The following is a 12,650-nucleotide window of genomic DNA, read 5'->3' as shown; positions in this document are numbered from 1 at the left end:
GGAGACCGACTAGTCGGGCTCTGGGACCAGCTGCCCGCCGTTCTCATGGCGCCAGGCCATCATGAAGATGCCCAGCCCCGCAACGGCCATCACCGCACCGACGTATCCGGTGGACTGCCAGCCCAGGCCGGCAGTAATCGCCATGCCGCCGAGCCAGGGGCCAAGAGCGTTGGCCACGTTGAATGCGGCGTGGTGGGACGCGGCAGCCAGCGTCTGGGCCTCGTTTGCCACATCCATCAGGCGAGTTTGCAGCGCCGGCCCGAGGGCGGACATCTGGGCGACCAGGAAGCAGATCAGCAGCAGACTCCACACCGATCCCGTGGCGAGCGGGAACAGCATCAGCATGCCGATGGCCCAGATCAGCAGCAGGCCAACGCAGCGGAACTGCAGGCGGTCGAACAGCCAGCCGCCGAGGATGTTGCCGACAAAACCGCCCAAGCCAAACACCGCCAGGGCGATGGGGATCCAGAACGGCTCCACATTCGTCACGTTCAACAGGGTGGGCGCCAGGTAGCTGAACACGCAGAACATACCGGCAAAGCCGATCGCGCCGATGGCGAGGGCGTACCAGAGCTGAGCGCCGCGGAAGGCCCGGACTTCATGCAGCGGGCTGTTGCGCGGTTCGTCCCGGTTGAGGGGCAGGAAGAAAAACACCAGCACCGCGGTCAGGGCGGCGATGCCGCCGACAAACATGTAGGCGTAGCGCCAGTTCAGGGATTGGCCCAGCACCGTGGCCAGCGGGTTGCCGATCAACAACGCCAGCGTCAACCCCATCATCACCCGGCTGACCGCTTTGGCGCGCTGGTTGACCGGCACCAGCGAGGCCGCCACCAGCGCGGCCACCCCGAAATAGGCCCCGTGGGGCAGACCGGCAATAAAGCGGAAGACCATCAGGGAGTCATAACCTGGCGCCAGGGCGCTGGCGACGTTCCCCAGCGCGTAAAACGCCATCAGCAGGATCAGCAGGTGCCGCCGGAAAAGTCGTGCGCCCAGGATGGCGAGCAGCGGCGCGCCCACCACAACGCCCAGTGCATAGGCGCTGATCAGATGGCCGACTTCCGGTTCGCTGACGCCCAGGTCATTGGACAGGTTGGGCATCAGCCCCATGATGGCGAATTCACCGGTACCGATCCCGAAACCGCCCATGGCGAGCGCCAGTTCGATCAGCAATACCTTGAATTTTGAAAATTCATGCAATGGCGCCTGGGCCGACATGGTATCCCTATTGTGTCTGGAGACCCCGCAGTGATCGCGCGAGTGGGATCGGGGGCAAACATGGAAGTGATTAGGATACGTATTATCCGTGTGGGTGGGCGTGAAAGGTATAAGCGATTCCGCGAATGCAGGATGATCCGGTAGCGGTTGGTTTTTATACCCATTTGGTCGTTGGTGGGCGCCCGCGCTCGGCTATAGTCAAGAGACACCCGGTTTTGTGCCGTCGGGCGATCCTTTCGGATGTGACAGGGGAGGCGATGGCCATGCGCTGGCGGGGTCGACAGCAGAGCAGTCATGTAGAGGACCGGCGTGGCGACACCGCCGGGTACTCGGCGGCCGGCGCGGGCGGCATGATGCTATTGCGCTTCCTGCCGGCCCTGTTGCGCAGCAAGGTCGGGCGTACCGTGCTGATACTGGCGGTTGTCGTGGTTGTCGGCGCCCGCTTCATGGGCATCGATCTTCTGCCCATGCTGCTCGGCACCAGTGTGTCCACCACCCAGTCGCCCCGGGAACTGAGTGCCGCCGATCAGGAACTGGTGGCGTTTGTGTCCGTCGTCCTGGCGGATACCGAGCAAACATGGAACGAGCAGTTCGCCGCTCTGGGCGGGCGTTATCGTGAGCCGACACTGGTGCTGTTCTCGGGACGGGTCAATTCCGCCTGCGGTCTGGCCAGTGCGGCGGTCGGGCCGTTCTACTGCCCTGCCGACCAACAAGTATATCTGGATCTCTCCTTTTTCCACGATCTGAAAACGCGCTTTGCCGCGCCGGGTGATTTTGCCCAGGCCTACGTGATTGCCCACGAAGTCGGCCATCACGTGCAGACGCTGATGGGCATCAGCGACAAGGTGCGCCAGGCGGGGCAGGGACGCAGTCAGGCGACCGTGAACGCCTTGTCGGTTCGCCAGGAATTACAGGCCGACTGCTTTGCCGGCGTGTGGGGGCATGCCGCTCATACCGAGCGGCAGATGCTGGAAGCGGGTGACCTGGACGAGGCGCTGAACGCGGCCAGCGCCATTGGTGACGACCGCCTGCAACGCCAGGCCGGCGGGTCAGTCGTGCCGGACAGCTTCACTCATGGCACATCGGAGCAACGGGTGCGATGGTTCCGGCGCGGCTTCGACAGCGGCGAGATCCGCGCCTGCAATACCTTTGATGCGAATCCCCTTTGAAGCCCGGGCCGATCACTGGCTTTCCAAGTCCTGGCGGGCAGCGTTGTCCATGGGCGGCACCGGCGCGGCGGTGCGAATGTGAATATCCCGCTGCGGGAATGGAATGTTCACGCCGGCTTCGCGCAGGGCCCGGGTGATCGAGGAATGCAATTCGTGGGACAGGGGCATGAAGTCCATCAGGTCCCGGACGAACGCCCGAATCTCGAAATCGATGCTGCTGTCGCCCAACCCGACACAGAACACTGCCGGTGCCGGATCCTCCACCACCCGCTCGTTATCGAGGGTCACGCGGTAGAGGACGTCACGGACTTTATCGACGTCCGAACCATAGGCCACGCCCACCCGGATGATCACCCGGGTAATCGGATCGGACAGGGTCCAGTTGGTCAGATCCTGGGTGACGAAGGTCTTGTTGGGAATGATCTGTTCCTTGCGGTCCCAGTCCATCAGCGTCGTCGCGCGGATACGGATACGGGTCACGGTGCCGGTAATGCCGTCGATCGTGACCGTATCGCCGACCCGGATGGGGCGCTCGAACAAAAGGATGATGCCGGAGACGAAGTTGGCGACAATTTCCTGAAGACCAAAACCGAGCCCCACACCCAGGGCGGCCACCAGCCATTGCAGTTTGGACCATTGCAGCCCCAGCACGGCCAGGGAAATACTCGCTCCCAGGAAAACGATGACGTACTTGGCGAGCGTCGTGATGGCGTAGCCGGAACCCGGTTCCAGATTCAGCCGGCTGAGGATCATCACTTCCAGGGTACCCGGCAGGTTCCTGGCCGCGACCACGGTGCCGGCCACAAACAACAGGGCCACCAGCAGGTCCCCCAGGGTGATCGGCATCAGATCCTCTTTACCGCTGCCGGTGCTGATGTTCCAGAGCGTGACGCTGTCGAACAGCTGCAGGGCCGGTATGACATCCTTCCACATGAACCACAAACCGGTTACCGCGATGGCCAGTGCCAGGATTCTCAGCAGTGACGTACTCTGTTGGCTGATGTCCTTGAGGTTCATCTCCGGCATGTCGAGGGCCGGCGGCACGCCTTCACCCGTGGATTCGGCCGCCTCCCGTGCTTCGGCCATCTTGCGCTCATTGGCTCGCTGTTCCAGCAAGCGCTCCAGGGTCAAACGCCGCTCACGCACCGACAGGGCGCGCAGGCCAAGGAAGTAAAGGAGGATGACAAAGGCCAGCCAGCAGATGGAAATAAACAGACTGCCTTCCAATTGGACGGCCGTGTAGTGGTAGCCCATCAGGGACGCCAGGGCCAGCAGCATGGGGGTGGCGACGGCGAACCAATGCAGGATGCGCAGCGTCCGGTTGTTTTGCCGGCGGTGACGAACCGCCGCCATGGTGCGATGTGCAAAGGTGGCCAGGGCTGCTGACGCCACCAGGAACAGGATGCGCCCCAGGCTATCCCGATAGACTGCCCCGTCCGGGGTTTCCAGCGTCGGCATGACAATGGTGATGGGAATCAACACGGCCATCAGGATGGGGATTTCCCGACGGATGCCCTGGAGGGTCTTCGGATTCCACTTGAAGTGACGTTCCCCGAGGCCAGCCTGACGGGCCACCTTATGCACGAGGTTCAGCAGCAGCATGATGAAGGCGGCGGCGCCGAATCCTTTGGATATGGCGCTGAAGAATTCGTTGCCCTCCTTGACCAGCAGCGTTCCCAGTGACAGCAACAGCACCCCCGGAAGGGACAGCAGCAGGCTGTAAAGCAGGGCCATCAGTGTCATGGGGAAGGCATCGCGCCCCACGTTGCCGACGTATTCGCCGGTGTCGATCAGGGCCTTGCGGATCGTCCGGCGCTTGACCAACAGTGCCGCCAGTACCAGCACCAGCAAGGCCATGCGGAACCCCCGCTCGCTGATGGAGGCGCTGATCGCCGATTTCACTGCGGACCATTTGAACGAAGACGCGAACCAGGCCAGACCTTGGTAGAGCTGGTTAAAGGTGTCCTTGCTGACCACATCGGCGCTTGGCAGCCAGAACAGACGCTGTTGCAGCAGCTCTTGGTAGGCGTCGACCCGATCCCGCAGCTGGGTCACCGTGCTGTAGTACTCGTTGAGCACTTCGATGTGATCGGTTACGGCCTTGTGGAGCTGGCGCAGCAGGTCGGCCCGCTTCTGTCGCATTTGCCCCTGGGCGTTGTTGTCCGGATTCATGACGGCTTCGTATTCTTCCAGCCGCAGTTGTTCTTCCCGGGCAGCGGAAAGCTGGTCACGAATGCCTTCGGTGAGCCCTTCGGCAATGGTCTGGCGGCGCAGGCGGTCAAGCCGCTGGCGCAGCAGGCGGGCGTAGTCGTCCGTCAGGTTCAGGCCCGCTTTTTCCAACCGCAGCTCGAAGCTCTTGTATTCGTCATCCAGGCGCTTGAGCAGGCTATCGGCATAGGCCAGTCGCTCGCGGCTGTTCTCCAGCGCAACCAGGCGCTCATCCAGGGAGTTGCGCAGGGACTGGATCTGCTGACGGATATCCGCGGTATTGGCCGAGGGCAGCTGGCTCTGAAGCGGTTTGCCGACGTTGTCGTCGATCGCCGGCTGCACCGGGTTGGGAGACGGCTTCGGCGGTGGCTGCTTGTCCTTGTCCTGACGCTCTCCGGCCTTGTTCTCGCCGTCTTTGGCTTGGCCTGACTCGGACTGGCCGTTCTGTTTGTCAGCAGACTGTTTGTCAGTACCGCCGTCCTGCTGATCCTGGTTTTCTGCGGCCGCTTTCTTTTCCTGCCCGGGATGGGGCAGCAGATCCATCAGCGACGATTGTGCGTGGGCCGCCGTACCCCACAGGCACCCCATCAGGAGCAGACAACGCAGTACCCATACGGCTGGCGAAATCGGTCGGCGAGAGAGTCGGGGGTGTCTTAACGTCATGAATTGGAAGCGTCCTGTGCCCGGTTAGCCCCCATTAGTGTAACCACAAAGGCTGAGAGATGAGAGCCGTTCGTCATGAACAGGTTGTCAGGGATGATGTTCTCGCGGTCGGTGTGGCGAGTGCAGGGCCGGCGTTATCCGACGGATGCAATTTCATGATGGCGCAGCCGGCGGCATTCACCGGGAGCCAGGGACGGGTCCAGTTGTATCTCACCCATGCGTTCCCGGTGCAGGGCAACCACCCGGTTGCCGACCGCCACAAACATCCGCTTCACCTGATGGTAGCGCCCTTCATAGATCGTCAGGCGCGCTTCGCAACGGCCCAGCTGTTCGAGCTGGGCGGGCGAGGTGGTCAGGCCTTCGTAGGGGAAGTAGATGCCTTCGGCAAAACGGACCGCCGTCTCCGGCGTGATCGGCTGCAGCGTGCGCACGTGATAGACCTTGGGATGCTTTTCCCGGGGTTCCGTGAGCCGTCGTGACCAGCGACCGTCGTTGGTCAGGATCAGCAGGCCGGATGTGGCCCGATCGAGCCGGCCGCCGATATGCAGCTGTGGCCGCAGCGCCGGATCAACGAGGTCAAGTACCGTCGGGTGCGTTGGATCGCGGGTGGCGCTGAGGTAGCCGGCGGGCTTGTGCAGCATCAGGTAATGCGACTCACGGGACTGCAGTACCGATTCATCCAGCGTGACCGTATGGAAACGTCCGACGGTGACGGTCGGGTTGCGCTCCGCAGCGCCATCGATGTGGACGCGGCCACTGGCAATGGCCTGGCGTGCGGCTTTCTGGCTGCTGCGGGTGTGTTTGCTGATGAACCGGTCGAGTCTCATGGCGGCCATTATGCCACGGACCGGCGCCGGCCTCGCTGTCGTTGCATGAGTGATACATCTTTTCACAAAAACAAGGACTGTATTGGACTAGTATTCAACGCGATGCGCCGACCCAGAGTCCGCGCTGTGCTGGATTAAAAAGAAAACAAAGCATTCGAGGGATCGTTCAATGGATTTGGTTTACAAGCATGAAAAGCCGCTGTTCGTGATAGCGGCTGTCCTGTCCGGCCTGTTCTGGCTGGCGTTGGTCGTAGGCACGCTGGGCATCGCGCTGCTCTACCTGTTGCTGGGTTACCTGGTGTTCCTGTTCGCCCATTCGGCGTTTATTTCCCACCTCAAGGGTTCGGGCGTTCGCATCAGCGAGGAGCAGTACCCGGACCTGCACCGCAAGCTGGTGGCCAGCTGCGAGAAAGTCGGGCTCAAGAAGGTGCCCGAGGCCTATCTGCTGCGTGCGGATTTCTTCAACGCATTGGCAACGAAGTTCCTGGGACGGCACTTCGTGGTGCTGTTTACTGACGTGGTGGACGCGCTGGACAGTCAGCCCGGTGCCATCGACTTCTACATAGGCCACGAACTGGGCCATATCCATCGCAAGCACCTGTCCTGGCGTTCCTTCGTCATGCCGGCGTCGATCCTGCCGGTGCTGGGGCCAGCCCTGCGGCGTGCCGAGGAATACACCTGCGATCGCTACGGTGTGGCCTGCTGCGAATCCGAGGACGACATCAAGGCGGCGATTGCGGCCATAGCTGCCGGCGATACCCGATGGAAAACCCTGAATGTGGACGCCTACCTGAACCAGGTACAGGCCACCAACGGGTTCTGGATGTCCTTCAACGAGCTGACCGGCGATTATCCCTGGCTGAGCAAGCGTATGGCGGCCGCCATTGCCCTGCATCGTGGTGAAACCGTGCGTCAGCCGCGCCGCCATGGGTTTGCCTGGTTCCTGTCGCTGTTCGTGCCCCGGGTGGGCGGCGGTGCCGGCGGCTTTGCTTCACTGCTTATCACCGTGGCGATCGTTGGTGTGCTGGCGGCCGTGGCCATTCCCGCCTACCAGGACTACGTGGAACGGGCGCGGTACCAGGACGCCTACAGCCAGATGCAGCAGATCCAGGGGGACGTGAACCGCTACGTCCAGGCCAACAACCAGTGGCCGGCATCGCTGCAGGCGGTGGGCTACCCGAGTGCGATGGTCACCGGCAATCACTATGAAGTCGGTATCTACGACGACGGTATTCTCGCGGCCAACATGGGGACCGACAGCTTTGGCGAGCCCCAATACCTGGTGCTGGAACCCGCCTCCACCGACAGCGGCCTGCAATGGAGCTGCTATGGGCAGAACGCCGATGGCAAGTTCCTGCCACCGGCCTGCCGATAAGCCTTGACCGGCCGGGGCACCCGCGCGCCCCGGCTGTTTTTAAGAGGCGTACGCCTCGACCGGCAATACCGCCGTGGCTTCCACCTCGAACAGCATGCCGTCCAGGGCCAGGCGAGGAACCGGAATCAGGGTTTGAACCGGTGCCGGATCGGATCCCCAGGCTTGCCGGATTTCCTCCGCCAAAACGCGAAGCTTGTCCTCGTCATGATCGACCACCAGCGTCGTCAGCTTGGCGATATCCGACAGTTCCCCGCCGGCCGCATTGATCGCCACTTTAAGGTTGGACAGCGCCCAGCGCACCTGCAGGTGGAAATCGCCCGGAAGTTCGCCGTTGGCGTTCTCACCGCCCTGGCCGGCAATCAGGACCAGCCGGTTGCCCGGAGAGACCACAGCGAGATGTGAGTACCCGTTTTCCGTTGGATCGTAGAGCCCTTCCGGATTGGACAGTTGCATCGGTACGTCATTCTGGTGACTCATGCGGGAACCTCCCGTTATCGCTTTTCGAAGCGTTCATCAACGATTCTGGTACGAGATGCGTCAGGTGATCCAGTTTATTCGGATTGCGGATCACATAAATGTCGGTAATCCGACCGTCATGCAGGGCTACCGACGTGACTTGCAGCATGCCATCGGCCTCCAGTGTCAGGAAGCCCGGCAGGCCGTTGATGATGACCCGGCGGGACCAGCGGGGCGGTTGGACTTTCTTGCGTGCCAGACCGGCAAAGAAGCGGCTGATCCGGTCCGCTCCATGAATCAGTCGCAGGGCGGCTGAACGGATACCACCGCCATCGGCGTGGAGCACCACGTGCTCAGACAGAACGGTCAACAGGGTTTGGGTGTCGCCGGAACGTGACGCACTGAAAAAGGCCTCGGCCAGGCGTTCGCCCTGATCCGGGTCGGCCTCGAAACGGGGCCGGGCGGCCTGGACGTGGTGGCGAGCCCGCTTGGCCAGCTGGCGGCAGGCCGACTCGCTGCGGTCCAGGGTCGTGGCCACGTCCCGGAAGTCCATGTCAAAGACGTCGTGCAGCAGGAACGCCGCCCGCTCCAGTGGCGAGAGGCGTTCCAGGGCCAGCATCAGGGCAAAGGATACATCGTGGGCCAGGTCATGGATCGACTCCGGGCCGTTCGTCTCGAGCACGACAGGCTCCGGAAGCCACGGGCCAACGTAAGCCTCGCGCTGGTGCCGGGCTTCTTTCCAACGGTCCAGGCAGAGTCGGCTGACGATGGTCGAGAGGTAGGCCCCCGGGTTGTCGATGCCGCCGGTGTCCATGCCGTGCCAGCGCAGGTAGGCTTCCTGCACCACATCCTCGGCGTCCGAGACGGTGCCGAGCATGCGGTAGGCCAGTCCTTTCAGGGCCGGACGATGGGCTTCGAAGTCAGTCGCAGGTCCCTGGTTCATGAGGTGATTCCCTGTTTATGCCGTCGCCTTGGACCGAACCGGTCCCTTGGGTGTGCGTGCGCCCCCGGTGGCATGCACCCGGCGGAAACCGACGGCGATCCGGTTCCAGGTATTGATGGCGCCGATCAGCACCGTCAGCTTGACCAGTTCCGCTTCGCTGAACTGGGCGTTGGCCTGTTCGAAGTCCGCGTCCGGGGCGCCGGTGTCAGCGATTCGCGTCAGTGACTCCGTCCAGGCCAGGGCCGCCCGCTCACGATCGCTGAACAGCGGCGATTCACGCCAGGCGGTCAGCAGGTGGAGGCGTTCTTCCGTTTCGCCGGCATCCCGCGCATCCCGGGTGTGCATGTGCAGGCAATAGCCGCAGCCGTTGATCTGGGAGGTGCGAATCCGCACCAGTTCCACCAGAGAGTACTCCAGTCCGCAATCGTGGAGATAGCTTTCCAGGTGAACCATGGCCTGGATGGCTTCCGGTGCGGCGGTAAAAGGGTCGAGTCGGGATTGCATGGGTGTGGCTCCTGTAGGGTTGGATTCACCCATAAGACGAGACAGCCGGACGGAATGTGACATCGATAGACAAAAAACTTGATCGGGATGCCTTTTCTCCGGGTGGCAGGCGCGTTAGCGTTAAGCTTGATGTTCATTTTCTGCCAACCGGGAGAGGCCCATGAAACTCGATGGATCCTGTCATTGTGGTGCCGTTCGCTTTGCCGTGGAGTCCGCGCATCCGTACCCGTTCAACCTCTGTTACTGCACGATTTGCCGCAAGACCGGCGGAGGCGGTGGCTACGCCATCAACCTGGGGGCCGACTACAACACACTGCGGGTCTGGGGTGAGGACAACATTACGGTTTACCACGCCCGGATGGCGGACGCCGAGACAGGCACCATCGAGGAAAGCTCCGGCCAGCGCCACTTCTGTAAAGTCTGCGGCAGTGCCCTGTGGTTGTACGATCCGAACTGGCCGGACCTGGTGCATCCCATGGCATCAGCGATTGATACCGAGTTGCCGGAGGCGCCCGAGCGCACCCATCTGATGGTCGCCTTCAAACCGGAGTGGGTGCCGCTTAACCCCGGCCCACGGGACAAGGTTTTTGACGAATATCCGGAGGAATCCCTGGCCGAGTGGCACCAGCGACTCGGGCTTGAGGATCGCTGAATACCGGCAGCGCCGGCGCCAGGATGACGGGAGCATTACCGCTGTGTTGGATCCCTTGTCCCGCCGGTTGAAATGGGAAACGATCTGAGGAGTTTCGGGAGTCAATCACCGGTTCCCTGAAGACCCATGGACACAAGGAGGGTTTCACCATGTCGAGTAGCGCTGAGCTGCAGAAAACCATTGAAGACATGATCGACGCCGAGCGCGGTATTCTCGCCGCCGATGAAAGCACCGGCACCATGAGCAAGCGTCTAGCGGCCGTGGGCGTCGAATCCAACGAAGAGAACCGGCGCTGGTATCGCACCATGCTGCTGTCCACGCCCGATGTCGGAAAGTACATCAGCGGCGTCATTTTCTACGAGGAAACCCTGGGCCAGAAGGACGACAAAGGCACGCCACTCGCGGAACTGGCCGCCTCCCAGGGCATCGTGCCGGGCATCAAGGTTGATAAGGGCAAGGGCGATTTGCCCGGCGCCCCCGGTGACATGATCACCTACGGTCTGGACGGCCTTGCTGAGCGCCTGGACGGCTACAAGGCCCAGGGCGCACGCTTCGCCAAGTGGCGCGAGGTATATCCGATCACCGATCACAATCCCACGGCACTGGGGCTGACCGCCAACTCGGAAATGCTGGCGCGCTACGCCGCCGTCTGTCAGGCCGCCGGCATCGTCCCGATTGTCGAGCCGGAGGTGCTGATCGACGGCAATCACAGCATGGCGCGGGCTGCCGAGGTGAACGAGCAGGTCTGGCACGCGGTGTTTCATGCGCTGCACCAGCATGGCGTGGTCCTGGAACACATGATTCTCAAGCCCAGCATGGTCACGCCGGGCAAGGAGCAGGGGCCGGCCGCGCCGGAAGACGTGGCGGAGATGACGCTGCGTATCCTGCGGCGCACCGTGCCGGCGGCGGTACCCAGCATCAACTTCCTGTCCGGCGGGCAGACCCCGGAACAGGCCACCGCCAACCTGAACGCGCTCAACCAGCTGCGTGACAAGGCACCCTGGCAACTGAGTATGTCCTACGGACGGGCCTTACAGGAGCATGCGATGAAGGCGTGGGGTGGCGATCCGGCCAACCGCGAGAAGGCGCAGCAGGCGTTCTTCAAGCGGGCCCGACTGAACAGCCTGGCCCGGCAGGGGCAGTATCAGGCCCAGCAGGAACAGGCGGCCTGATCGCACCGATCAGACCGGTTTGGTCAGCAGAAACACCTTGCCCGTGTAGGGGTAGCACGGGTGAGGCACCACGTCCCGTGAATCCACAATCTGGTAGCCCAGGCGCTGATAGAGGCGCAAGGCGCCGGGGTTCTGTTCGAACACTTCCACGCTGGCCAGGTCGCAGCCGGCGGCGTGGGCCCATTCCGGCACGTTGTCCATGAGTGCCGTGCCAATGCCCTGACCGCGGAATGCGGGGTAGGTGGCCAGCATGTTGATGTAGTAGGACGCCGGCACCTGCTGCTCCAGCTCCACCAGAGGGCGGATGAAATCCGGCAGTGAACTCAGGTCTTCGGCTGCCCCGGCATCGGGGAGGCGATAGCCCAGCAGCATGCCGGTCACACGATCCTGGTCGACGGCCAGGTGGGCGTTTTTGAACGAGAAGTTCTGGTCCGCACTGGCCGCCCTCTCGGCCCCGTACTCGAGGCTGCTCTGGTCAGGACGCCGCGCCATCTCCCAGAAATAATCGGGAATGCCTTCACCGGCCATCAGAGCCAGTTCGGCAATGGCGAAACCGTGTTCGGGAGTTGCCTTGATAATGTCCATATCGGCCGATCCTGCGCCGTCCGCTTTCCCCTGTTATAGCGCGGCCCGGGCCGGCAGGCCAATCGACCGCGATTGTGTCCGTGCTGGTATCAGCGTGAGGTGTCCAGTGCGGCGTTTGGAGAGGCCTCGGGTGCGTTGCGCCACAGTGGATAGGGCAGGCCGGCCAGCCGGTTGAGGGTGAAAGCCTGCAGCAGGAGCATGGTGACGCCCGCCATCAGCACCGGCAGCTGATCCAGACCCGGCATCAGCCCCAGCGACACGATCAGGGCCGTGGCACCGGCCGGCGGATGGGGCACCCGCAACCACACCATGGCAAAACCGGTTGCGCCCAGCGACACGGCGGCCGCGCCCACGCGAGCCGGATCCACGCCGGCCGCCATGGCCGACGGCGCGTCGGCAATCCCGAACAGGTGCAGGCTGGCATAGCCCATCAGGGCGCCGATCAGGTGACCGCACAGGGTATTGCGGGGCGAGGCCGGGGCGGCCATCGGCACGTGGAAGAGAATGAAGGCGGTGGCACCGAGCGATGGGAAAATGAACGCCTGTTGGGTCAGCAGTGCGACAAACGCGATCAGGGCGATGCTGACGGTGCCGTTCAGAAAACTGAACGCCGCCATCACCGAGCGGTGACTGTAGCGTGCGGTCAGGCGCTCCAGGTGCAGGGCGCGGAGCACGCCGGACACCAGTTGCCAGCGCAGTCGTTCGTTTTTGATCCCCATTGATCAAGACCGGTTGGAAAAAGGTCGGCAACGATATGCCCTGGTTTGGTGCGAAATCAAGAGAGTGTCCGTGTGTCAGATGACAGACGTCATGTCAGGAAGCCTCTGATGAACGCCTGAGCAGGCAGAGACGATTCAGGCGTTCATCAGAGGCGCCTAAGG

Annotated in this window: 12 protein-coding genes; 4 read left to right on the top strand and 8 right to left on the bottom strand. The window is 62.7% G+C overall.

Going from position 1 to position 12,650, the window contains the following annotated elements; all coding sequences use genetic code 11:
* Window positions 1–9: 9 nt before the first annotated feature.
* Complete coding sequence (locus J3364_RS07520) at window positions 10–1,215, bottom strand: MFS transporter (protein WP_349557742.1); 1,206 nt, start codon at window positions 1,213–1,215, stop codon at window positions 10–12.
* Between the two features lie 263 nt (window positions 1,216–1,478).
* Here J3364_RS07520 and ypfJ point away from each other — a divergent pair, with 263 nt between their 5' ends.
* Window positions 1,479–2,384, top strand: a complete 906-nt coding sequence (gene ypfJ / locus J3364_RS07515) for a KPN_02809 family neutral zinc metallopeptidase (RefSeq protein WP_349557740.1) — start codon at window positions 1,479–1,481, stop codon at window positions 2,382–2,384.
* 12 nt (window positions 2,385–2,396) lie between these two features.
* On the opposite strand, the gene J3364_RS07510 is transcribed toward ypfJ, so the two are convergent.
* Both J3364_RS07510 and J3364_RS07505 read right to left on the bottom strand, forming a co-directional pair.
* The gene (locus J3364_RS07510; RefSeq protein ID WP_349557739.1) at window positions 2,397–5,255 is read right to left on the bottom strand and encodes a mechanosensitive ion channel domain-containing protein; all 2,859 of its coding nucleotides are present in this window, start codon (window positions 5,253–5,255) and stop codon (window positions 2,397–2,399) included.
* Between the two features lie 134 nt (window positions 5,256–5,389).
* Window positions 5,390–6,082, bottom strand: a complete 693-nt coding sequence (locus tag J3364_RS07505) for a pseudouridine synthase (RefSeq protein WP_349557838.1) — start codon at window positions 6,080–6,082, stop codon at window positions 5,390–5,392.
* Window positions 6,083–6,251: 169 nt separating this feature from the next.
* Here J3364_RS07505 and J3364_RS07500 point away from each other — a divergent pair, with 169 nt between their 5' ends.
* Entirely contained in the window at window positions 6,252–7,457 is a 1,206-nt protein-coding gene (locus tag J3364_RS07500) for a M48 family metalloprotease (protein ID WP_349557738.1), read from the top strand.
* 39 nt (window positions 7,458–7,496) lie between these two features.
* On the opposite strand, the gene J3364_RS07495 is transcribed toward J3364_RS07500, so the two are convergent.
* Genes J3364_RS07495 through J3364_RS07485 form a run of 3 tightly spaced genes read right to left on the bottom strand, consistent with a single transcriptional unit; the run spans window position 7,497 to window position 9,360 of the window.
* Window positions 7,497–7,934 (bottom strand): RidA family protein, encoded by a 438-nt coding sequence (locus tag J3364_RS07495; protein ID WP_349557737.1) that lies wholly within the window; start codon window positions 7,932–7,934, stop codon window positions 7,497–7,499.
* A complete protein-coding gene (locus tag J3364_RS07490; RefSeq protein ID WP_349557736.1) occupies window positions 7,918–8,856 on the bottom strand; it encodes a sigma-70 family RNA polymerase sigma factor in 939 nt (312 codons plus the stop codon). Before J3364_RS07490 ends, J3364_RS07495 begins: the two co-directional genes overlap by 17 nt.
* Window positions 8,857–8,871: 15 nt before the next feature.
* Window positions 8,872–9,360 (bottom strand): carboxymuconolactone decarboxylase family protein, encoded by a 489-nt coding sequence (locus J3364_RS07485; RefSeq protein WP_349557735.1) that lies wholly within the window; start codon window positions 9,358–9,360, stop codon window positions 8,872–8,874.
* Window positions 9,361–9,520: 160 nt separating this feature from the next.
* On the opposite strand from J3364_RS07485, the gene J3364_RS07480 reads away from it, so the two are divergent.
* Window positions 9,521–10,012 (top strand): GFA family protein, encoded by a 492-nt coding sequence (locus tag J3364_RS07480; protein ID WP_349557734.1) that lies wholly within the window; start codon window positions 9,521–9,523, stop codon window positions 10,010–10,012.
* Window positions 10,013–10,161: 149 nt separating this feature from the next.
* A complete protein-coding gene (locus J3364_RS07475) occupies window positions 10,162–11,184 on the top strand; it encodes a class I fructose-bisphosphate aldolase (RefSeq protein WP_349557733.1) in 1,023 nt (340 codons plus the stop codon).
* A gap of 9 nt (window positions 11,185–11,193) precedes the next feature.
* Here J3364_RS07475 and J3364_RS07470 read toward each other — a convergent pair whose 3' ends face one another.
* Both J3364_RS07470 and J3364_RS07465 read right to left on the bottom strand, forming a co-directional pair.
* Entirely contained in the window at window positions 11,194–11,769 is a 576-nt protein-coding gene (locus J3364_RS07470; protein WP_349557732.1) for a GNAT family N-acetyltransferase, read from the bottom strand.
* Between the two features lie 89 nt (window positions 11,770–11,858).
* Window positions 11,859–12,488 (bottom strand): HPP family protein, encoded by a 630-nt coding sequence (locus J3364_RS07465; RefSeq protein WP_349557731.1) that lies wholly within the window; start codon window positions 12,486–12,488, stop codon window positions 11,859–11,861.
* Window positions 12,489–12,650 lie beyond the last annotated feature (162 nt).

Source organism: Marinobacter sp. NFXS9, from assembly GCF_040148665.1.
Classification (GTDB): Bacteria; Pseudomonadota; Gammaproteobacteria; order Pseudomonadales; family Oleiphilaceae; genus Marinobacter_A; species Marinobacter_A mangrovi.
The sequence above is the reverse complement of the archived record's forward strand: the minus strand, read 5'-3'. Positions and strand labels throughout refer to the sequence as shown.

Excerpts from the sequence above, each read along its gene's own strand:
- J3364_RS07500 (WP_349557738.1), top strand. The coding sequence starts at position 6,252 with ATGGATTTGGTTTACAAGCATGAAAAGCCGCTGTTCGTGATAGCGGCT.
- J3364_RS07505 (WP_349557838.1), bottom strand. The coding sequence starts at position 6,082 with ATGAGACTCGACCGGTTCATCAGCAAACACACCCGCAGCAGCCAGAAA.
- J3364_RS07465 (WP_349557731.1), bottom strand. The coding sequence starts at position 12,488 with ATGGGGATCAAAAACGAACGACTGCGCTGGCAACTGGTGTCCGGCGTG.
- J3364_RS07480 (WP_349557734.1), top strand. The coding sequence starts at position 9,521 with ATGAAACTCGATGGATCCTGTCATTGTGGTGCCGTTCGCTTTGCCGTG.
- J3364_RS07485 (WP_349557735.1), bottom strand. The coding sequence starts at position 9,360 with ATGCAATCCCGACTCGACCCTTTTACCGCCGCACCGGAAGCCATCCAG.
- ypfJ (WP_349557740.1), top strand. The coding sequence starts at position 1,479 with ATGCGCTGGCGGGGTCGACAGCAGAGCAGTCATGTAGAGGACCGGCGT.
- J3364_RS07520 (WP_349557742.1), bottom strand. The coding sequence starts at position 1,215 with ATGTCGGCCCAGGCGCCATTGCATGAATTTTCAAAATTCAAGGTATTG.
- J3364_RS07475 (WP_349557733.1), top strand. The coding sequence starts at position 10,162 with ATGTCGAGTAGCGCTGAGCTGCAGAAAACCATTGAAGACATGATCGAC.
- J3364_RS07470 (WP_349557732.1), bottom strand. The coding sequence starts at position 11,769 with ATGGACATTATCAAGGCAACTCCCGAACACGGTTTCGCCATTGCCGAA.
- J3364_RS07510 (WP_349557739.1), bottom strand. The coding sequence starts at position 5,255 with ATGACGTTAAGACACCCCCGACTCTCTCGCCGACCGATTTCGCCAGCC.
- J3364_RS07495 (WP_349557737.1), bottom strand. The coding sequence starts at position 7,934 with ATGAGTCACCAGAATGACGTACCGATGCAACTGTCCAATCCGGAAGGG.
- J3364_RS07490 (WP_349557736.1), bottom strand. The coding sequence starts at position 8,856 with ATGAACCAGGGACCTGCGACTGACTTCGAAGCCCATCGTCCGGCCCTG.